This window comes from Pseudoalteromonas thalassia, from assembly GCF_049257215.1.
Classification (GTDB): Bacteria; Pseudomonadota; Gammaproteobacteria; order Enterobacterales; family Alteromonadaceae; genus Pseudoalteromonas; species Pseudoalteromonas lipolytica_C.
In genome coordinates this window covers 456,782-479,487 of sequence record NZ_JBMMUE010000002.1, presented here as the reverse complement: position 1 = coordinate 479,487, position 22,706 = coordinate 456,782, and the positions used below count along the sequence as shown (strand labels likewise).

The window sequence follows — 22,706 nt, the reverse complement described above, 5'->3', positions numbered from 1 at the left end:
GCGCTGTTTAGGGGCTTTGAGTAATACCATGTTAGAAGATCAATTTTGGCTTAAGCGCTCGCTTGAGCAAATGTCACAACCCGAATGGGAAGCCATTTGTGACGGCTGTGGTAAATGTTGTTTAAACACATTTATCGACAGTGAAGACGAAGATGAATTTACCGCAACGGATCAACTTCGCGAGGGTGAAGAACTCATTTTCACTAATATCGTTTGCCAATACCTAGACAACGACACCTGTGGTTGTAGCGAATATGCGAACCGCCAAACCTTGGTGCCTTCATGTGTAAAGCTCACTAAAGAAAACCTCAAAGATATCTTTTTTATGCCGCAAAGCTGTAGCTACCGTCGCCTTTACGAAGGCCGTGGCCTTGCGTCTTGGCACCCGTTATTGAACGGTGGTAGTAAAGATATGATGCATGAGCTGGGTATTTCTGTGCGTGACAAAACAGTGAAAGACTGTGATGTAGACCTAGATGACTTTGACCTTTACGTGGCCGAATGGCCAACCAGAGACATTGATTAATGAGCGCCCTTCAAGCAAGCATTGGCTTGTTAAACCCAAAAAGCCCAACCAATGTGGGGGGCGTATTACGTGCCGCGGGTTGTTACAATGCCAAGCAGGTGTTTTTTACTGGTAGCCGCTATTTACGCGCTAATAAGTACCATACTGATACCAAAAATGTGCTTGAGCATATTCCGCTCACGCAAGTTGAAAGCCTTGAGCAAGCAAAGCCTGACGGTGCCACAACGGTGGTGATTGAGCTTGTTGAAGGTGCAACGCCGCTGCCTGAATTTAAGCACCCTGAAAACGCATTTTATGTGTTTGGCCCTGAAGATGGCTCGGTTAGTAAAGACGTGCTGAAATGGTGTGATGAAGTAGTGTATGTGCCAACCATAGGCTGTATGAACCTAGCTGCAACCTGTAATGTTGTGCTGTACGACCGACTAGCCAAACTCGGTGGTATTGAGAGTTCAAACGACACCATTTGCAATAGTCGAGACACTAACAACTCACTTAAATGGCAACAAAAAAAGAGCGCTAAATAGCGCTCTTTTTAGATTCAAACTCAAAACTACTTTTTAGTAATTTGTACGTTACTTTCAAGGCTAATACCGTTGTCGGTAATGTCTGTGGCAAAATAAACACCGACAGGTTGGTCGCGTAGCGAATCAAGCTCAGCCATTTCTTCATTAGTTAATTGCCCCGTTGCAGCAATTGTATCAAGCAAAGGTAATAAGATTTTTTGAACGTCGAATGCCATGTTCACAAAGCCATTTTTAGTGACACTTTGCGACTCTAAAGTCTCGGCAATCTGCGCTGACTTATTACCCGTAAAAATTACAATATGATTGCCTTTCAGCGCCATTTTAATATCAAAGTTAAGTGGCACAGGTGATGGAATGTGTTGGTTGATCACTACGGCATCACCATTAGCTGGTAGCTTTATATTAGCAAGTGGCGGTACAAAACCTTGCGCAATTGAATACAAGCCATGGGCATCGGTCGCCGATAGAGTAACAATGGCATCAAGCTTGTCTATTTGGGGGCCATTGTAGTCATCAATGGTAAATGCAGCGTCTTGAACGCTGACACTCATGCCTTGCACGCCATTTGCAAAGCCCGACATCATAGCAAGGCCAGCCGTGCTTACATCTTGCATTTGATTTTGTAGTGCAACTATTGGCCCACAGTTAAACTCAGCTGACTTTATTGCACCGGTTAGTGTATTAGCCAGTGGCAGTACTTTTACTACATCAATACCATAGGCAACACTCATCATTTGCCCATCAAGCCCAGTGGTATGTTTTGGTACAAAACCACGCACAGCTTGAAGCGTATTTAGTAAGTCTTGATCTGTGCTTTGCAGTACCGCTTTTACGTCAAAATCGGCGTAGTCGGCGGTAATACGGGTTTTTGTTGTGCCTGATACAGTCGCAGGCCATTTAGCGGCAATGGCAGCAATATCATCTTGACACTCAGGTGTTGAAATTGCTGCTAATGCGTTTGATTGCTGGGCTTTATCAAGTAGATCTTTTAGCATCTGATGCAAGCGAGAGTCTTCTTTGCCTGTTACAGCATTAGCGATACGTTGATGATCAACAAAGCCAACCGAGTTGCCATCAAGCGAGAAAGTTTTAATAAGCTCAGGCAGTTTTTTAGTCTCAGCCAATGATTGAGCCGGTTTTTCTACACCAAGAGCAATACGTAAATCTTGATCATTAGTAAGCGCAGTGGTCAGGGTTAAGGTAGCCCAATTGTTGTGAGTTGATGCAATTAGGTTGATGTTATCTAGTTCTTCAAGCTCAATGGCAAAGCGGGTGTAGCTTACGCCTTCAATGCTTTCAGTTGTATAAGCAATACCGGCTTCATCAGCAGATTGCTTAATGCTATTGATAATGCTGCTTTGATCAGCGACCTGAAAACGCACAATCGGCATTAAACCTTGCGCGTACATCATGCCTTTGTAGTCATCACCAAAGCCCCAAATCGATTTGAAGGCATCGTAAGAGCTCAGTGATTGTTGGTATTTTTCCATCAGTGATGCAAGGAATAGGGCATTCTTATCATCAACGGTTTTAAGCTCAGCAATGATGGGCGTTAAATCGCTCGTGCCTTTCATTGCATCTGGCATAAGCGCAAAGTATTTGCTGTACGGAAACGGCTTAAGTTGACCATAAAAAACCGCCGTATCGGCAGGCACATAAGCAAGCTCAGGTAAATCTACATCAACACTGGCTTTATTTTGAGAGTACAACAATGCACCTGCAACAATGGCAATCGCGCCCCCAGCAAGAAGCTTATTATTCATAGGATGAATTCCTTTTTCTTTAATTAGTTGAAAAACATACCATGATTATCATCAACAGTTCTAGGTTTAGATACCTCTTAGAGTGAGATCATTATTTTTGTTTGTTTCAGATTATGTCTGAATTTCATCGCAAATCTTAGTAATAAATAATTGCTCATGTCATTTTGAATCAATAAAAAACAACGATAAGGAAAAGGATTTTGCAAGTAAATCAATTTTTTAAAGTAGCAACAACCCTCGTAGCATCGGCTGTGTTAGCCGCTTGTAGTTCACAACCTGTTGCGTTGGATCCTGTTATTGGTGATACAGGGCAAGCTTTATCGACAATTGCACTTAAAAGTGATGTTAAGCACTACGATTTGGCACTTGAGGTATTTCCAGATAACCAACGTATTGAAGGTGTTGCTAGAACAGAGTTTAAAGTGCTAGAAGCCACTCAATTTGTAGAATTAAAATTGGATAGCCGCTTTACAATTAATGAAGTGAGCTCAAAAGGGGAGGCTCTTAAATATGAACGAGATGGCGGTGTAATTCGGGTTGACTTAGGTGAACAACAAGCAAAAGACAGTATGGTAAGCATTGCTATAGCCTATCAAGGGTTTCCTCATATAGCTAAAAATGCTCCTTGGGATGGCGGTTTTGTATTTTCAAAAACAGAGGAAGGTGAATCTTGGATAGCAACGGCTGTACAAGGTGAAGGCTGCGACTTATTTTGGCCATGTAAAGATCATTTTGCAGACAAAGCAGATAGTATGCGCATTCGTCTAACAGTACCAGAAGGACTAAGTGCGGTGACTAATGGCGTTTTACAAGAAGTGAAGCCAGTTGATGGTAATAAACAGCAGTTTGATTGGCTGTTATCAGTGCCAGCCAGTGACTATAACATTGCAATTAATATTGGCCCCTATACGCGAATTCAAACCGATTACACCAGTGTTAACGGCGCGACTGTGCCCATCGAATTTTGGTCACTCAAAAAAAATGAGCAAAAAGCACGCGAGCTTATCGAAAATGATTTACGCCAACAGGTTATGTTTTTTGAAAAGATGCTTGGTCCATATCCATGGGGCGGTGAAAAGTTAGGTTTTGTTGAGACGCCACACTTAGGCATGGAACATCAAACAATCAACGCGTATGGTAAAAAATACAAACGCGACCCAAATGGTTATGATTGGTTACTGCAACACGAATTAGCTCATGAATGGTTTGGCAACTTAATGACTCATGAGAAGCTCAATGATGCGTGGCTTCATGAAGGGTTTGGTTTTTATATGCAACCAAGCTACAGCCTATATAAGTTTGGTGACGCAGCTTATAACCACAGCATGTATAAGTCGTATTTAGGGCTGAAAAACTGTAAAGCCATTGTGCTTGATGGACAAGTAACATCTGACCAAGCGTTTAACTCTGATATATATGGCAAGGGTGGCTGGACATTACACACTCTTCGCTGGCTAGTTGGTGAAGATATATTTTGGCAAGCAACACGTGAGCTACTTTATGGTGTGAACGACACTAAGCAATTGGCTTATCCAATTTCACCGCGCTATCGAAATACCGACGAGTTTATTAGCATTGTTAATCGTTTAACGGGTAAAGACTATCAATGGTTTTTTAATATGTATCTTAAGCAGGCTGAATTACCTGAATTAAAAGAAACATATAACGACGATACGCTAACATTGAGCTGGCAACATCCACAAATTGCAGCTGAACGCTTCCCTATGCCTGTTCCTATTTCGATAAATGGTATAGAGAAAACCTACCAGATGAATAAAGGAAAGTTGCGTATGACATTAAAAGCAGATGATCATGTTGTGATTGACCCAAACATGAAAGTATTGCGTTACCTACCTATCATTGATAAATGTGAAAATGATGGTTAGTTAATTTTAAAGGGGATTAATTAAATTAATACCCTTTTTAATTACCGTATTTGTATGACTTTGAACGCTAAAATTAATATCAATACATCATATGTTTTGGCATATTTTAATAACTTTATTTTATTCAGCTGTGGGGGAATATGAAAATTAAATTAGTAACAGTGTTTCTGTTGATAGTACTCACATGTATCTATTTTATTGGGCAAACAAATGAAGTCGCTGAGTTAAATAAACACGAAAAAGATGACAATTCAGTTTTAGTCGAGCATAAAGGTGTAGTTGCTAATAATAAAAATTCCACAAACACAAATAGTGATGGCAAGTTAGAGGTGACTAATATAAAGACGACAACGCCGCTGGATAGCAACAACACTGAAAAAAAAGAGCAACCAGTCATTACCAGCAATGATATTGTTATGGATAAAAGCCCTAAGAAAATTGAGAAAGTCCCTTTTGACGAGCAAGAGGTTAACTATGAATGGGCTGATGAAATGACATTTAAATTGAACGACCTTTTCTCTTCAAATGAGCAGCTAGCTGAATTAAACCTTATAAATGTTGAGTGTAGAGAAACACTTTGCCACTTAGATTTGTCTGCTGATCAAGACTCAGAATCAATTGAACAAGCTATTTTGATTGCAGAGCAATTGCGTTCTGATGATGAATGGCAGGATTATGTTTTTTATTATGTTGGCCAATCTGAAGAAAGTACAATGACAGTAGAAATAGGTGTTAAATAATTAGCTAAAGGTAATCTTAAAACACGGCATTAACTACTTAATGCCGTGTTTTTAACTAGCCTAAATCGGCCGCGCTCGGCAATGAAGCAAATGCACCATAGCGGCTTACTGCAAAAGCGCCGGCTTTAGCTGCATAAGCAATGGTTTGTTCGATATTTGCTGGGGTTTGGCAAAACGCTTTAAAGCTTTGTTTGTTTTCACAATGCTGACCAATCTTTGACAGCATACCACCAATAAAGGCATCGCCAGCGGCTGTAGTATCAACCACTTTTGTAGCTGGTGGGCTAACTTGGCCTTTAAAATCTGCGTGATAAAAGCTAATTGCTTCACCGCCATTGGTAACCAGCAAGCAGGTTACACCGGCCTTTAAAATGGCATCAATGGTATGTTCAAGTGGCATTGCTTGATGGCTTTTTTGATTTAAAAACTCAAGTTCTTCAAATGAGAGTTTTACGATATCTGACAAAGATATAACATGCCACATTCTATCGAGTGTATGGCGCATACTTGGCCATAGGTTCTCGCGCAGATTCATGTCAAAGCTACAAATTGCACCGGCTTTTTTCGCCTGAGTTAAACCATAAATTGTGGTTTGATAGATGTTGTGCTCAGTCAGACTGTTGCTGCATACATGCATGATGGCGTGATTTGCAAACATTGCATGGTCGAAGTCGTCTACGCTATAAAGTAAATCAGCGGCTGGTGGGCGATAAAAGCTAAATGAGCGTTCACCACTTTCATCAAGTGATACAAATGCAAGCGCTGTTTTGGCTGCATCAGTAAAGCGGCAATAAGATGTATTAACGCTATGTTGATCTAGCTCATCTTTAATAAAGTGGCCAAACATATCATCGCCTAACATGCCGCAAAAGCTGGTGTTTAGGCCTAGTTTTGCTGCTGCAACAGCCACATTGGCAGGTGCGCCACCTGCGTATTTGGTAAATGACTCTGGTTGTTTACCATCTGATAAAAAGTCGATTAATGCTTCGCCAAAACACACTAAACTCATTATGCATTCCTCAAGGTTAAGGTTCTTAATACTTCGTAGCAGGCACCCATAGTATGGTAGTCAGTTTTGCCTGCTGGCGATTTTTCGTCACTGTAAGGTTGGTTTTGGGCAGATAAAATACGATACCAAGCACCATATTGGTGATCTACCATATGCTGCCAACTGTACAGCCAAATTTTTTCGTACCATTGCCAATAGCTTTCGTCATTTGTGGCATCAGCGAGTAGGGCAGCTGCCGCTAATGACTCGGCCTGCACCCAAAAGTATTTATCGCTATCACAAATTTGTTTATCTGGTGCAAAGCCATAGAAAATGCCACCATGTTGCAGATCCCATGCAATGCTTAGGGTTTCATCAAACAGGCTTTTGGCGCGCGTTACCAGCCAAGGTTCGTCAATATGGCGGTGTAAAATAAGTAACAATTTTGCCCACTCAGTTTGATGACCTGGCTGAAATCCCCAAGGTCTAAATAAATGCTGTGGGTCATCTTTGTTGTAATCTAAATCGATTTGCCAGTTTTTATTGTAATGCTCCCAGACAAACTGTTGGCTGTGTGCGGCTAGTTTTACTGTAAAGGTCTCGGCAAGCTGTTTAGCACGCTTTAAATAACGGGTCTCGTTGGTTGCTTCAAAACACATGAGTAAGGCTTCGCATAAATGCATATTGGCATTTTGGCCTCGGTAGTCATCTGCATGGCTAAAGTCGGCATTTTGTTCATCTAAGTAGGCATTATGCTGGGGTTCAAAGTAGTACTGCTCTAATAAGTCCCATACCTGCGAAATGGTATTTTTACTGTCGCTAATGCCTGCTTTTAACGCAACTGCGTTTGCAAGCAATACAAAGGTAAGCCCGTAGCAATGGTTGGTATCGTCTAAAACAGTTACCTTACCGCTATCATCTTGCTTTATAAGCCAAGCATAACCCCCAGATGCTTGCTTATGCGCATGTTCAAGGTGGGCTAAACCATGTTTAGCAAGGCTTAAATATTCAGGTTCTTTGAACTCGATATACGCCATCGCGTAGTTAAAAACAAAGCGGGTACTCGATACTAAATGACGGGTTTGTTTATCGTAAATTGCGCCATCATTTTTAAAATACTGATAAAACCCAGCTAAGCCATTGGCTGTATGATCAACACAATGAGGATGATAAAAAGCAAGGATGTCTTTTATGTGCTGTTTAAGAAAAACAGGGCTTTTAAAGTCAACTGTGGCCATGGTGTATCAATAAATCTATGTTCGTTTTGCAACTATAGCAGGAAATAAAAATATTGGAACGTTCCTAGTAAATCTTTGTGCTATTTTTGCTTCAATGTGTAGAATCAAGGATAACTTGTTAACGGAGTGAAAACCACGTGAGTGAAATAAATACAAACCAATCGTTTGTCGCCGATGGTTCGCAGCAAAATAAAAACTACCTGCTACCACTGACGGCAATGACAACCCTGTTCTTTTTATGGGGCTTTATTACAGTTTTAAATGACGTTTTAATCCCGCGTTTAAAAGGGGTATTCGATCTAACCTACACAGAGGCAATGCTGGTTCAGTTTTGTTTCTTTGGTGCTTACTTTATCGTTTCGCTACCAGCGGGTATGTTGGTTAAAAAAATGGGCTACAAAAACGGTGTACTAACTGGCTTAGTCGTGGCATCAATCGGCTGTATGTTATTTTACCCAGCGGTTGTTGTGCATGAGTACTGGTTATTCTTAGGTGCATTATTTGTACTTGCGGCCGGTATTACCGTATTACAGGTATCAGCTAACCCGTATGTTGTGGCGTTAGGTCCTGAAAAAACGGCATCGTCACGTTTAAATTTAGCACAAGCACTTAACTCACTAGGCACAACAGTTGGCCCATATGTGGGTGGTATTTTATTCTTCGGTACAGCGGGTACGTTAGCAGCAAACGCAGCAACTGCTGAGTCGGTAAAAGTACCTTACCTTATGCTTGCAGCAGCATTACTGACTATTGCTGTGGTATTTGCCTTCTTTAAATTACCAGTAATTGCAGAGCATACAGAAGAGCAAGACTGTAAAGCGAAAGGCCACAGCCTAGCTGAAGCACCTCATTTAATGATGGGTGTTGTGGGTATCTTCTGTTACGTAGGTGCTGAGGTTTCAATTGGTAGCTTTTTAGTAAATTACTTTGGTGAAGAGCATATTGCTGGCCTTGAAGAGCATGCGGCTGCAAGCCTAATTGCTTACTACTGGGGTGGTGCTATGGTGGGTCGTTTTATTGGCTCTGCTGCACTGCAAAAGATTGCGCCTTCAAAAGCGTTATTCTTTAATGCCATGATGGTTATTGTATTGCTATTGGTGACTATTTTCACTGAAGGGGATGTAGCGCTTTACTCAGTACTAGCGATTGGTTTATTCAATTCAATTATGTTCCCTACTATTTTCTCTGTTGCAATCGAAAGTCTAGGCTCACTTACAAGTAAAGGTTCGGGCTGGTTATGCTTAGCTATTGTTGGTGGTGCATTAGTACCGTTAGTACAAGGTGTGGTTGCAGATACGGTTAGTATTCAGCAAAGCTTCTTTGTACCAGTGATTTGTTATGCATTTATCGCTTGGTATGGCTTAAACGTTGTACGTTTGGCTGACAGCTGGAAGAAACGCATAGCTTAAATAGCTATTTAATAAAAAACCCCGCACTGAGATGCGGGGTTTTTTATGTTTGTAATTCAGTCTTATAAACAAAGTTAAATGACAAATAGATTTAATGAATACGTATTCAGAATGTATTTTTTACCTGTTTGTTAGGAACGTTCCAGTACTGTATTTTTTAAATTGATCTAATAATTTACTTTAGATGCAGGATTTGCTGCCGTTAACAAAGTAATTGATTTTATGGAAAGCGTTTATTTTCAATAATGAACGTTTTTTCTAGTTTTAGCCTAAATTTATAAGACAAAGAGCTCTAAATTTGTTAAATATAACTGCGCTAACAACGAAAAAAATAACAAACAGGTTTGTCATGCAAAGCACTCTTAAATTTACCACCAAGGTAACTGTGGCTGCATCACTGGTTTTAGTGATCGTGCTCGGTTTATTCACGATTAACAACTTCATCTCTATGCGCAGCCAAACGCAGGAGCAGCTTTCGCTGGTTCTACAAGAGATTTCTCAGTCAGTGTCGCAAAACATAGCCAACTGGTTGAATGCTAAGTTAGCGATTGTCTCGTCGGTTGCTGACACATATCAACTTGGCGACAGCAAAGAACTGACACTCACACAACTCAATACAGCTGACAAAGCCGGTAACTTCAAAAATACTTATATTGGTATCACTGACGGCACCTTTGTGTTGAACGACCAATCTGTTGTGTTGCCACCCGATTACGACGCTACAACACGTCCGTGGTATAAACTGGTTGAGAACAAAACCAATACTGCATTTACAGCCCCTTATATTGACGTAACAACCAATGAGCTGACAATTTCGGCTGTAGCACCAATGCAAGCCAATGGTGTATTTAGTGGTGTTGCAGGTGCCGATATCGACATGAAAACCATAACTAAAATCGTCAACGAAATTGACTTTTTAGGTTTCGGTTATGGTTTTTTACTTGATAGTGAAGGGCGAATTTTAAGCCACCCAGAAACTAAATTTAACGATAAAAACATGCGCGACTTATTTGGCAAAAGCCTGTCGTTAAAATCTGAATTTGTAGAAGTACAGGTAGGTGGTTTAGATAAACTTGTTTCGTTCACTAAAATTAAAGGGATTCAAAACGTTGATTGGTATTTAGGAGTGGTGATCAACGAAGAAATTGCTTATTCATCAGTTGCCTCATTTAGAAATATGGCAGCTATTTATATGCTGATGGGTATTGTCGCGATTGTATTGATGATGCAGTTTTTGCTTCGTTATTTAATGCGCCCAATGCAGCGTTTAAATGATGCAATTAAAGATATTGCGCAAGGTGAGGGTGATTTAACTCGTCGCCTTGAGGTCGAAAATAATGACGAGTTTGGCGAGCTAAGCCATTACTTTAATGCGTTTATCGAAAAAATTCATACATCAATCGAGCAAGTTAAAAATACAACAGTTGAACTTGAACGCCTAGTTGAGAGTTTAGTTAATCAAACTCAAGGCACTCTCGATATGTATGCTGACCAAACAAAACGTACTGATAACGTTGCCACCGCAATCAATGAGCTGACATCTAGCGCGGTAGAAATCTCAAATAGTGCTAGTAATGCATCAACGTTAGCAACTAGTGCTAATAGCCAATCTTTACAAAGCCAATCTGCCTTAGCTGATAACTTAGAGGCTATTAATGCTTTGTCTCGTAATATGGAGCAGGCACAAAAAACAATTAATAGTTTAGATGCACACACAGTAAGCATCGGCCAAGTTCTCGAAGTGATAAAAGGTGTTAGTGAACAAACTAACTTACTAGCGCTTAATGCTGCAATTGAGGCGGCCCGTGCAGGTGAAGCGGGTCGTGGTTTTGCGGTTGTTGCTGACGAAGTGCGCCAACTAGCCCATCGTACACAACAATCTACTCAAGAAATCGAAGACACTATTTCTCAGTTACAACAAGGCTCAGCCTCGGCGGTAGAGGTAATGACTGCCAGTATTCGCGATAGCGAAAAGAGTGTCGAGCAGGCACGTATTGCCGGCGATAAAATGGCTGAAGTCACACGAGCTATTGAATCAATTGACGACGTAAATCACAGTGTTGCCAATGCTACGACTGAGCAAAACCACGTGATCCAGAGCTTAGACAGTGACATTCATTCGATTAGCGAACTATCTAATCAAGGTCAAAGTAACCTTAATAATACACTTAATGAATGCACTAAGTTAAAAGCACAGTTTTATGAATTAGAAAAACTTGTTTTGAAATTTAAAGTTTAATTTTATACCGAGCATTTACAATTGGAACAAAACTGGCTTAGTGCCATCACCATAAACAGTGTCGACACGGCGGATAAACAACGCCGTGCTTTCACGTTATTTACTATGGCGTTTTTTGCCATCGTATTGATCACTTCGTTAGTGTTGTCTAACTACCATATTTACGCAGTGCAATTGACAGTGATGTTATTGGTAAGTGATATAACCATTGTTTTATGTATGTTGTATTACTTCCGTACTGGTGCGCTGGTTTTGGTAACCAGTATCATTTTGTCTATTATTTTGTTGTTATGTATGTCTTTGGTTTATACCGGTGGCAAAGAAAATACGGCACTGTATTGGTTGATGTTTTACCCTATTGTCAGCTATGTCACATTAGGCTTAAGAACGGGCAGTATTCTTGTCGGTAGCATGTACTTAAGTGCATTATTTTTATTACTCGGGCCAGATATTGGTCAAGCTAAATACGGGCCAGTCGAAATGTCGCGTTTTTTAGCTTCTTTTACCATGGTGATTCTGTTCTCTGCAATTAGTGAATACTTCAGACAAAAAAGCCATCAAAAAATTGCTGACATCACTTTAATTGAAAAGCGCGATGCCTTGACCGATCCTCTTACAGGCCTTGCGAATCGTCGTTATATTTATGAACATATTCAGCCTCGCCTTGAAGCTGAAGCGGCAAACTATTTACCCATGTCGGTATTATTGATTGATTTGGATAACTTTAAATCTCTCAACGATAGTTATGGCCATGACTTTGGCGATCAGGTCTTGATAGCGTTTACTGCTATGTTGCACGATAAATTGCGTGGCACAGATATAAAAGCACGCTATGGCGGCGAAGAGTTCATCATTTTATTGCCTAAGGCAGGGATTCAGATTGCCCATGCGGTAGCCGAAAAGTTACGTGCTTATGTTGCGCAAAAGCAAATCCCTTATGATGTTGGGCAGTCTGTTACCATTACTTGCAGCATTGGTATTGCTAGCCTAGACCGTGGAAGCCAGTTTAGTAAAACAATTAAGCAAGCTGATGACAACCTCTATAAAGCGAAAGCAAAAGGGCGTAACTTAGTAGTGTCGGAATTGAGTGAGATAAGCTAAATGGTAAAGCTAATTTATGTTTACGACCCCATGTGTAGTTGGTGTTGGGGCTACAGAGAAACGTGGTTAAAACTCCAAGCAGCCCTTGGTGGTAAACTTGCTATTGAATATAAAGTGGGTGGCCTTGCTCCCGATTCAGATGAGCCAATGCCAAAAGAGATGCAGCAGTTTTTACAGCAAACATGGCAGCGTATTGAACAGCAACTTGGCACGCCATTCAATCATGAGTTTTGGCATACCGCGCAACCACGCCGCTCTACTTACCCAGCATGCCGCGCAGTGCTTGTGGCAAGGCAACACAATAAAGAGCACGAAATGCTCTACGCCATTCAAACAGCCTACTACTTAAATGCACAAAATCCATCTGACATCAGCACCCTTGCAAGCCTTGCTGAGCAAATTGGGTTAGAAAAAAACGCATTTATTAACGAAATTGAAAGTGAAAAAATAAATTCATTGCTTATGGCCGAAATAAACCAAGCCAGAAGCTTACCTATTCAAGGTTTCCCGTCGTTAGTCATTGAAAATAAAGGCCTATACACTGCTATCCCTGTTAATTATCAAGACTGGCACAGCACTTATCAGCAAATACTATCCCATATTTAGTCCCGGAAACCCTGCAACTTTTGCCTTATTCTTGCGCAATATAAACTAATTGTTACAGCTGTCATATTTTTGTATTTTTTGCGCAACATGCTTGTCATTTTTCATCGTTATCCTTTCGCACAATAAAACAACCCAACTAGCAAATTAAGCTAACTTAACGAGTAAAGGTGTATGCGATGAAAGGCGTTAAACCACTGATTTTAGCAGGTATTGTAGCGGCATCTGCAGCAGTACATGCAAACGATCTAGATAAAGTAATTGATAAAAGCAGCGAGATAAATAAATCTGCAGCGCAATCACAAACTAAAATCGACAAGATTGCCGATTCAATGCAAGGTCGTTTACAACAATTCAAAGCCCTTAATAAAGAAATTGACGGCTTAACTGTTTATAACGCGCAACTTACTAAGCAATTAAACAACCAAATTGCTGAAATGGACGCGTTAAACGAGTCAATGGATCAGGTATCGGTTATCGAGCGTCAAATCACGCCGTTAATGATGCGTATGATCACAGGTCTTGAGCAATTTGTTGCACTAGACGTACCTTTCTTAAATGAAGAGCGTAGCAAGCGTATTGCATCATTAAAAGAAATGATGGACCGCGCAGACATCACTTCAAGTGAAAAATTCCGCCGCTTACTTGAAGCTTACCAAGTAGAAGTTGATTACGGTCGCACTATCGAAGCTTACACAGCATTACTTAATGTTGATGGCCAAGAGCGCGAAGTTGATTTCTTACGCATCGGTCGTTTAGAACTTATTTATTTAACACGCGATGGCAAAAAAGCAGGTAGCTGGGATAAAGAAACAAAATCGTTTGTTGAATTACCAGATTCTGCAATCAGCCAAATCAACAAAGGTTTACGCATTGCACGTAAGCAACTTGCCCCAGATATGTTAACACTGCCAGTCCACGCTGCTGAATAAGAGGTTTGAGATGAAATTATTAACGAAAATGACAAAAATGGCCGTGTTTGCAGCTGGCCTTGGTTTTGCTGGTAGCAGCCTAGCGGCTGAGCCAATGGATTTAGACTCATTACTAAAAACATTAGAGCAAGGGAAAGCACAACAAAGCGCTGAGAATAAGCAACGTGAACAAGAGTTCATGGCGCGTCAAAACGAACAAGTACAAATGCTTAAAGATACACAAGCAAAACGTACTGCAATGCTTAACGAGTCTGAGCGTTTAGAAACTCAGTTTGAAGAAAACGAAGTAAAGCTAGCTAACTTAACAGACACGCTTTCAAACCGTATGGGTTCACTTAAAGAGCTATTCGGTGTGTTACAACAAGTAGCAGGCGATTCAAGCAATAAATTCATGACGTCAGTTGTTTCTGCTGAGCTTCCTGGACGCAGTAACTTCATGGATGAGCTAGCACAAAAAATGGGTTCAACGTCAAAGCTTGCTTCAATCGATGATATCGAAAAAGTATGGTTTGAATTACAACGCGAAATGACTGAACAAGGTAAAGTATCTCGCTTTACAACTGATGTTATCGTTGAAGGTGGCAGCAAAGCACAAAAAGAAGTGGTACGTGTTGGTGCATTTAACTTAATCGCAGATGGTAAGTACCTAGAGTACACACCGGCTACAAATACAATCAGCCAGCTTACGCGTCAGCCAAGCAGCCGTTACACAGCAACTGCAGCTGACTTACAACAAGCAAAATCAGGCGTTGTACCGTTCGCACTTGACCCAACAGGTGGTTCAATCTTAGGTCTTTTAGTACAAGCACCAGATACTGAAGAGCAAGTTCACCAAGGTGGTACAGTTGGTTACATCATTTTAGGTGTTGGCTTAATCGCTTTACTAATTGCACTTGAGCGTTTTGTATCTCTGATGATTATGGGTAGCAAAATCCGTCGTCAGCTTAAAGACACAGTGGCACGTGATGACAACCCACTTGGTCGTGTAATGAAAGTGAAAGATCAGTACCCAGATGTAGCGTACGACACACTTGAGCTTAAATTAAGCGAAGCAATCATTCGTGAAATGCCAAAAATTACTCGTAACCTGACGCTAATTAAGATTATCTCTGTAGTAGCACCATTACTTGGTCTACTAGGTACGGTAACCGGTATGATTAACACCTTCCAAGCAATTACCTTGTTCGGTACAGGTGACCCTAAACTAATGGCGGGTGGTATTTCTCAGGCACTTGTAACAACGGTACTTGGTCTGGTTGTGGCTATCCCAACAGTATTCTTATACACACTTCTTAACACGCGTTCTAAAAACATGCTGTTGATTTTACAAGAGCAAAGCGCAGGTATCATCGCAGAGCGAAGCGAGAAAGGAGCATAAATCATGGTGCTATTGATTGATGCAATCAATGCTCTACGTGATTTCCTCGACACAGGTGGCCAAGTTCTCTTGGTCATCGGGGTCCTCATCTTCGCGATGTGGTTATTGATACTTGAGCGTTTTATGTACTTCTTTGGTGGCTTTAAACGCTACAAGAAAGACGTAAAAAGCACTTGGAGCAATAGAGCAGAGCGTAACAGCTGGAACGCAGAGCAAATTCGCCAAGCGATGATTTCACGCGCTGGCATGCAACTAAATAATAACCTTGCGCTAATCAACGTAATGGTTGCGTTATGTCCACTTTTAGGTCTGTTAGGTACCGTAACCGGCATGATCGAAGTATTTGATGTAATGGCAATCACAGGCACAGGCAGTGCTCGTTCGATGGCGTCAGGGGTGTCTAAAGCCACTATCCCAACAATGGCCGGTATGGTGGGTGCACTTTCAGGGGTTTTCGCATCAACGTTCTTACAACGTCGTGCAAAACGCGAAGTGCAATTACTTGAAGACAACATGGTCTTAGACCACTAAACGAATTTTAGGGTGATGTAAGCATCACCCACTAGGAGACTAACAATGAGAGCGCCACTAGGTAATTTATTTCAAGAAGACGACGCAGAAGAAATCAACATGACGCCAATGCTAGACGTTGTTTTCATCATGCTTATCTTCTTTATCGTAACAGCATCATTCGTAAAAGAAGCCGGTATTGATGTAAACCGCCCTGAAGCGGCAACGGCAGTGAAAAAAGAGCGTGCCAACATCTTAGTTGCTATTTCTGACAAAGGTGAAATTTGGATCAACAAACGCCAAGTCGATGTTCGTGCAGTACAAGCAAATATCGAGCGCTTAAAAGCCGAAAACCCACAAGGTAGCGTGGTTATTCAAGCTGATAAAAAAGCCACAACCGATGTACTTATCAAAGTAATGGATGCATCGCGTGCTGCAGGCGCATTTGATGTGTCGATTGCTGCGCAAGAAGCATCATAAGGAATGTGAGCGATGCGTTATATAGTTGCATTAATCATCGCGGGTATCGTGACTGTCATGCTGTTTTTAGGCATGCAGGCACTGATCACCGGTGGTGAGGGGGCCATGTCTGAGCCCGTAAAAGGAAACGTACTTGATTTTGTTCGTCTGAAAAAAGAAGAGACAGTGCAAAAGAAAGAACGTAAACCGCAAAAGCCACCAACGCCAAAAGAGCCACCTCCGCCAATGGAATCACCGCAAATGCAAAACAGTGATCCTAACGCGAGCAATGCCAATTTTGACTTTGGTGCCAGTGTTGAAGCCGACGTTAACTTATCCGGGGGTTTAGCGCTTGAATCAAGCGACGGTGAATACCTACCGATTGTAAAAGTAGCGCCTGTTTATCCGCGCCGAGCTTTATCACGTGGAATCGAAGGCTATGTGATTGTTGAGTTTACAGTAACTAAGCAAGGCACAGTACGTGACCCAAAAGTGATTAAAGCTGAACCTGAGTCACTGTTTGACCGCGCTGCGATGGATGCAGCACTTAAATTTAAATATAAACCGCGCGTTGTTAACGGTGAAGCCGTTGAAGTAGCGGGCGTACAGAACAAAATTTCTTTCCAGATTAACGGTTAGAAAAGAGGAATGCGATTATGAAACCTTTAAAAGTTGCCGTGATTTGCGCGGCTGCTTTCACAAGCAGCCTGGTAATCCCAAGCGTTGTTAGCATGTTACCAGGTGTCACACTGGCAACAGCTTACGCTGAGGAGCAAAAAACCAAACGAGTACCTGCACTGCGCGAAAAAGTGTATAGCCAATTAGCACGAGCACAAAAGCTGGCTGATGATGGAGATGCAAAAGCAGGGCTAGAAGCACTTGATAGTATCCAAGAGCGCTCTTCAAGCATGAACTCGTATGAAATTGCCATGATGCATAATTTCTACGGTTTTATTTATTACAACGAAAACGACTTAGATAAAGCAATTGCATCGTTTGAAAAAGTAGTAAACGAAGACGCGATCCCAGAAACATTACGAGTAAGCACCACCTTTAGCCTAGCGCAACTTGCCATGGCTAATAGCGATTACGAAAAGGTAATCAAGTATTTAGCACAGTGGGATGCCATTAACGACAAGCCTAAAACAGATGCTTATTACGTATTGAAATCACAAGCTTATTATCAGCTTAAAGAGTACCAAAAAGGCATTGAAAACATTAACCTTGCTATCGCAGAAGCCGACAGTAAAGGTGAAATGCCAAAAGAAAACTGGTTAATCTTACAGCGTGCTATGTACTACTCACTTAATCAGTCTGACAAAGTGGTCGAGGTACTTGAACGCTTAGTGAAGCTTTATAACAAGCCAGAGTACTGGGTTCAGTTAGGTGGCATGTACGGTGAAACGGGCGCAGAGAAAAAACAACTAGCGATTTTAGAAGCGGCCTATCAACAAGGCTTCATGAAATCTAAATCAGATTTACGTCAATTATCACAAGTGTATTTATACAACGGCCTGGCTTTTAAAGCTGCGAAAGTGATGAGTAAAGCAATGCAAGATGGTGTGGCTGAAAAATCAGCAAAAAACTACGCCTTTGTTGCAGAAGCAATGGTGCAAGCTAAAGAAGACGAAAAGTCGCTGCAATACTTTGCAAAAGCAGCTGATTTAGTAACACACGGCCAGTACGATCAGCGTATTGCCGAGGTGAGTATCAACCTTGAAAAATACGAAGAAGCAGCGGATGCAGCGCGTAAAGCTCTCGATAAAGGCGGTTTAGAGTTTGAATCAAATGTGTATGTTGCCTTAGGTATGGCGCAGTACAATTTACAAAACTTTGATGCCTCGATTTTAGCGTTTGAGCAAGCTGAAAAGCACAAAAAGTCACAACGTTTAGCTGAGCAATGGATCAAGTATGTGAAGCGTGAAAAAGTGCACGCCGAAACATTACGTACCGCTTTACTCTAAATCGTATTCAACAGGTAAGCGTACAAAAGAACTAATTTATAATCGCAACACCAAAGCTGCCTTCGGGCGGCTTTTTTCCGTTCTTAAAATTAACTAACTTACTCTTTTTTAAATAATTAATATTGTCATTTTATGTTTATTAAAGTGTAACTAGTTTGTCATACAGCTCCCGTAAGGTAGTCGCAGTTTAAAACTCAAGTGACCCAAAAGCATTAAGTTTCAGTGCTTTTCGGTGACTTGAGTTTATGCGCTAACACAATAATTAAATATCTATCTTAACGGAGTGAACAATGAAATTATCTGACTTATTTAAAGTTAGTCTGGTAGCTGCTGCAGTTTCTTTAGCTGGTTGTGGTGGTGATTTAGTCGTTAAAGAAGGCGACACCACTGTAAATGAAGGCGATAACATCACTAATATCATCGATAACGGTGGTGACAATGGTGATAACGGCGGCGATCAGTCAGGTCGTGATGATTCTCAAAATGCGACAACAGGTTTTCCAACTGACATCGAAAATGCCTTAACACAAGGTTTAGCGACAGATGTTTCTTCAGAATTCCCAACGATTACTGATAAGCCAGTTTACCGTTTGAAAGCAGATACTACTTTTACTGCAGATGTAACGTTAACAAATGACGCTCACTGGATTTTAAATGGTCGCACAGCGGTTGGTAACGATCGTGCAGATAATGCTGTTCTTTACATCCAACAAGGTACTACATTAATTGGCGAATCGGGTGACGACTTCTTAGTTGTTCGTCGTGGTTCACAAATCGAATCGGTAGGTACTGTAAGCCAGCCAATCACAATGACTTCGATTCAAGATGTGACTAATGTTGAAACGTCTATCGGTCAGTGGGGTGGTTTAGTTCTTCTTGGTAATGCACCAGCAAACTCATGTGGTGACCAACAAGGCGAAGCAACGGCAGACGAACTTGCAAACTGTGGTGTTGCAGCAGAAGGTGATGCAGGCCAGTTCGGTGGTAATGTTGCAGATGATAACTCAGGTACATTGAAATACTTAGTTGTTAAACATGCAGGTAAAACACTGGGTAATGGTGACGAATTAAACGGTATTTCATTTGCAGGTGTTGGTTCTGCAACTACTGTTGATTACATTCAAGTACACGAAAACTTAGATGATGGTATTGAGTTCTTTGGTGGTACAGTAAACGTAAGCAACGTGGTACTTACAAGCATTGGTGATGACTCACTAGATTGGTCATTTGGTTGGACTGGTACTGCGAAAAACGTATACATTCAACAAGCTGCGAACTTAGGTGACAACGCGATTGAAGCGGATAACTCAGAGTTTGATTCAGACGCTACACCACTGACTAACCCTACAATTGAAAACGTAACAATCGTGGGTGCTGAAGGTAACAATGGTATTCGTCTACGTGCAGGTACTGCAGGTATGCTGAAAAACGTTTTCATTACAGGCCCTGCAACGTATGAAAACTGTTTACGTGTTGGTTCTGATTCAGTTCCTCGCGCTGAAGATGGTTCACTGACTATCACAAACTCTATTGTTGCTTGTCAAACACCTGCGAATAACTTCGGTAGTGAAACAATTAATGGTGGTACTGTAAAAGCATGGTTTGAAGGCCAAGATGGTAACCAAACTCTAACACCGGCTGATTTAATGCTAGATGATAATGGTTATATGCCTTTAGCTGGTTCACCATTATTAGCAAATGGTCAAATCGGTGCATTTAGCGCAACAAACAACTGGATGGAAGGTTGGACTGTTGCTATCAATGGTGGCTTCCCAACTGATATCGAAAATGCAATGGCGCAAGGTCTTGCGACAGACGTTTCATCTGAATTCCCACAAATCACTGACAAGCCTGTTTATCGTTTAGCTGAAGATACAACCTTCACATCAGATGTAACATTAACAAATGACGCTCACTGGATCTTAAACGGTCGTACAGCAGTGGGTGGTGACCGTACCGATAGCGCAACATTATATGTTCAAGCAGGTACTACATTAATCGGTGAAACAGGTGATGACTTCTTAGTTGTTCGTCGTGGTTCACAAATCAATGCTAATGGTAATGCAACAGCACCAATTACTATGACATCTATCCAAGATATGACAGGTGCAGAAACAGGCATCGGTCAATGGGGTGGTTTAGTATTACTTGGTAATGCACCGGCTAACTCATGTGGTGACCAACAAGGTGAAACAACAGCGGAGGAGCTTGCAAACTGTGGTGTTGCAGCTGAAGGTGATGCAGGTCAATTTGGTGGTGACGATGCAGAAGACAACTCAGGTGTTGTTCGTTATGTTGTTGTTAAACACGCAGGTAAAACATTAGGTAACGGCGATGAGCTAAATGGTATTTCATTCGCGGGTGTTGGTTCTAAAACAAAAGTTGAATACATCCAAGTTCACCAAAACCTTGACGATGGTATCGAGTTCTTCGGTGGTACTGTAAACGTTCGTAACGTTGTACTAACTGATATTGGTGATGACGCGTTTGACTGGTCATTTGGTTGGACAGGTCGTGCACAAAACGTATATATCCAACAATCATCAGTTGAAGGTGACAATGCAATCGAAGCTGATAACTCTGAATTCGATTCAAACGCTACACCATTAACTAAGCCATTACTTTCAAACGTAACGATTGTTGGTGCTGACGGTAAAAACGGTGTTCGTCTTCGCGCAGGTACAGCGGGTGTTATCCGTAACATGGTTATCACAGGCCCAGAAGGTTACAAAAACTGTCTACGTGTAGGTTCTGACTCTGTTGCAAATGCTGAGTCTGGTGAGCTTTCTATCGAAAACTCAGTGGTAGCATGTAGTGCAGAGAATAACTTCGGTACTGAAGCAATTGGTTCTGGTAATGTTCAATCTTGGTTCGAAGGTCAAACTGGTAACCAAACACTTACTGCAGCGACACTAAACCTTGCTACAGATGGTTTCACACCTAAATCTAGCTCGCCGCTATTAGGTGCAGGTGTTGATGCGTCAGAGCTTGACCCATTCTTCACTAAAACAAGCTACATTGGTGCATTTGACGGTGACAATAACTGGATGGAAGGTTGGACAGTTGCTGTTAACCCTAGCTTCCCTACAGATATCACAAACGCAATGGAACAAGGTCTAGCGACTGATGTTTCAGCAAGCTTCCCACAAATTACCGATAAGCCCGTTTATCAGTTAGCACAAGATGTAGTTTTCACATCTGACGTAACTCTAACTAACGATGCTCACTGGATCCTTAAAGGTCGTACAGCAGTGGGTGGTGACCGCACTGATAGTGCTACTCTTTATGTTCAATTTGGTACAACGCTAATCGGTGAAAGCGGTGACGACTTCTTAGTTGTTCGTCGTGATTCTAAGATTGAAGCGGTAGGTACCGCAACTCAACCAATCGTGATGACATCAATCCAAGATATGACAGGTGCTGAAACGGGCATTGGTCAATGGGGTGGTGTGGTACTTCTTGGTAACGCACCAGCTAACTCTTGTGGTGACCAAGTGGGTGAAACAACAGCTGATGAACTTGCAAACTGTGGTGTTGCTGCAGAAGGTGATGCTGGTCAATTCGGTGGTAACCAACCAGAAGATAACTCAGGTACACTTAAGTATGTTGTTGTAAAACAAGCAGGTAAAACACTTGGTAACGGTGATGAGCTTAACGGTATTTCACTTGCAGGTGTTGGTAGCCAAACTGAACTTGATTATATCCACGTTCACGAAAACCTGGATGACGGTGTTGAGTTCTTCGGTGGTACTGCAAGCATCAGCCACTTAGTACTGACAAACATCGGTGATGACTCGCTAGATTGGTCATTCGGTTGGACTGGTAATGCACAATACGTATTGATCAAGCAATCTTCTTCAGAAGGTGATAATGCAATTGAAGCTGATAACTCAGAGTTTGACTCAAATGCATCACCTTTAACTACACCTACTATCTCTAACGTAACTATCATCGGTGCAGATGGTGTAAACGGTATCCGTTTACGTGCAGGTACTGCGGGTATGCTGAAAAACGTGGTAGTAACAGGTGGTGAAGGTTATAAAAACTGCTTACGAGTGGGTGCGGATTCAGCTCCTCGCGCTGAAGATGGTTCACTTACTATCAGCCACTCAGTAGTTGCATGTACAGCAGATAATAACTTCTCAAGCCAAGCAATTGGTACGGGTAATGTTCAATCTTGGTTCGAAGGCCAAGAAGGTAACTCTATCATGGACGCAGCTATGTTAGGTCTTAGCGACAACGGTTATCAACCAAGTGCAGAATCAGCACTACTTGGTAGTGGTTTCGATTCTTCAAGCCTAAATAGCTTCTTCGATAAAGTAGATTACATCGGTGCAATGGACGCGCAAACAGACTGGACAGCAGGTTGGGTAAAAGTAGGTCTTAACTAAGCCCTTCTAATCCATGGTCGGGGGAATACCCCGGCCAGCTTCTAGTTTTGTTTTC

18 protein-coding genes are annotated in these 22,706 nt (G+C 41.6%); 15 read left to right on the top strand and 3 right to left on the bottom strand.

The genetic code is table 11. The features are described 5' to 3' along the window. The first annotated feature begins 28 nt into the window (after positions 1–28). Positions 29–526 (top strand): YcgN family cysteine cluster protein, encoded by a 498-nt coding sequence (locus AAEU31_RS04525; protein WP_054552059.1) that lies wholly within the window; start codon positions 29–31, stop codon positions 524–526. Continuing rightward, a complete protein-coding gene (locus AAEU31_RS04520; RefSeq protein WP_421966584.1) occupies positions 526–1,050 on the top strand; it encodes an RNA methyltransferase in 525 nt (174 codons plus the stop codon). Before AAEU31_RS04525 ends, AAEU31_RS04520 begins: the two co-directional genes overlap by 1 nt. A gap of 26 nt (positions 1,051–1,076) precedes the next feature. Here AAEU31_RS04520 and AAEU31_RS04515 read toward each other — a convergent pair whose 3' ends face one another. Further along, positions 1,077–2,813 (bottom strand): hypothetical protein, encoded by a 1,737-nt coding sequence (locus tag AAEU31_RS04515; protein ID WP_421966583.1) that lies wholly within the window; start codon positions 2,811–2,813, stop codon positions 1,077–1,079. A 200-nt stretch (positions 2,814–3,013) separates the two neighbouring features. On the opposite strand from AAEU31_RS04515, the gene AAEU31_RS04510 reads away from it, so the two are divergent. Together AAEU31_RS04510 and AAEU31_RS04505 are read left to right on the top strand one after the other, a co-directional pair. Next, complete coding sequence (locus AAEU31_RS04510; protein WP_421966582.1) at positions 3,014–4,699, top strand: M1 family metallopeptidase; 1,686 nt, start codon at positions 3,014–3,016, stop codon at positions 4,697–4,699. Positions 4,700–4,839: 140 nt separating this feature from the next. Continuing rightward, entirely contained in the window at positions 4,840–5,439 is a 600-nt protein-coding gene (locus AAEU31_RS04505; RefSeq protein WP_421966581.1) for a hypothetical protein, read from the top strand. A 55-nt stretch (positions 5,440–5,494) separates the two neighbouring features. Here the strand turns inward: AAEU31_RS04505 and AAEU31_RS04500 are convergent, their stop codons facing one another. Both AAEU31_RS04500 and AAEU31_RS04495 read right to left on the bottom strand, forming a co-directional pair. Next, positions 5,495–6,448, bottom strand: coding sequence for a carbohydrate kinase family protein (locus AAEU31_RS04500; protein ID WP_421966580.1), 954 nt, complete (start codon positions 6,446–6,448; stop codon positions 5,495–5,497). After that, positions 6,448–7,665, bottom strand: a complete 1,218-nt coding sequence (locus tag AAEU31_RS04495; protein ID WP_421966579.1) for an AGE family epimerase/isomerase — start codon at positions 7,663–7,665, stop codon at positions 6,448–6,450. Before AAEU31_RS04495 ends, AAEU31_RS04500 begins: the two co-directional genes overlap by 1 nt. Before the next feature lie 137 nt (positions 7,666–7,802). Here AAEU31_RS04495 and AAEU31_RS04490 point away from each other — a divergent pair, with 137 nt between their 5' ends. From AAEU31_RS04490 to AAEU31_RS04440, 11 genes are all read left to right on the top strand, one after another. After that, a complete protein-coding gene (locus AAEU31_RS04490; protein WP_138558694.1) occupies positions 7,803–9,074 on the top strand; it encodes a sugar MFS transporter in 1,272 nt (423 codons plus the stop codon). A 349-nt stretch (positions 9,075–9,423) separates the two neighbouring features. Beyond that, positions 9,424–11,313, top strand: a complete 1,890-nt coding sequence (locus tag AAEU31_RS04485; RefSeq protein WP_138558693.1) for a methyl-accepting chemotaxis protein — start codon at positions 9,424–9,426, stop codon at positions 11,311–11,313. A 21-nt stretch (positions 11,314–11,334) separates the two neighbouring features. Further along, on the top strand, positions 11,335–12,414 hold the full coding sequence (locus AAEU31_RS04480) for a GGDEF domain-containing protein (RefSeq protein WP_421966578.1): 1,080 nt from the start codon (positions 11,335–11,337) through the stop codon (positions 12,412–12,414). Next, the gene (locus AAEU31_RS04475) at positions 12,415–13,020 is read left to right on the top strand and encodes a DsbA family protein (RefSeq protein WP_421966577.1); all 606 of its coding nucleotides are present in this window, start codon (positions 12,415–12,417) and stop codon (positions 13,018–13,020) included. Positions 13,021–13,196: 176 nt separating this feature from the next. Continuing rightward, on the top strand, positions 13,197–13,949 hold the full coding sequence (locus tag AAEU31_RS04470) for a DUF3450 domain-containing protein (RefSeq protein ID WP_421966576.1): 753 nt from the start codon (positions 13,197–13,199) through the stop codon (positions 13,947–13,949). 10 nt (positions 13,950–13,959) lie between these two features. Then, positions 13,960–15,327, top strand: a complete 1,368-nt coding sequence (locus tag AAEU31_RS04465) for a MotA/TolQ/ExbB proton channel family protein (protein WP_135926456.1) — start codon at positions 13,960–13,962, stop codon at positions 15,325–15,327. Between the two features lie 3 nt (positions 15,328–15,330). After that, entirely contained in the window at positions 15,331–15,858 is a 528-nt protein-coding gene (locus AAEU31_RS04460) for a MotA/TolQ/ExbB proton channel family protein (RefSeq protein WP_054552070.1), read from the top strand. A 45-nt stretch (positions 15,859–15,903) separates the two neighbouring features. After that, entirely contained in the window at positions 15,904–16,317 is a 414-nt protein-coding gene (locus AAEU31_RS04455) for an ExbD/TolR family protein (RefSeq protein ID WP_036971869.1), read from the top strand. Between the two features lie 12 nt (positions 16,318–16,329). Further along, positions 16,330–16,935, top strand: a complete 606-nt coding sequence (locus tag AAEU31_RS04450; protein WP_065979085.1) for an energy transducer TonB — start codon at positions 16,330–16,332, stop codon at positions 16,933–16,935. A gap of 17 nt (positions 16,936–16,952) precedes the next feature. After that, entirely contained in the window at positions 16,953–18,260 is a 1,308-nt protein-coding gene (locus AAEU31_RS04445; RefSeq protein ID WP_421966575.1) for a tetratricopeptide repeat protein, read from the top strand. Between the two features lie 290 nt (positions 18,261–18,550). Next, positions 18,551–22,651, top strand: coding sequence for a beta-helix domain-containing protein (locus tag AAEU31_RS04440; protein WP_421966574.1), 4,101 nt, complete (start codon positions 18,551–18,553; stop codon positions 22,649–22,651). Positions 22,652–22,706: the final 55 nt, after the last annotated feature.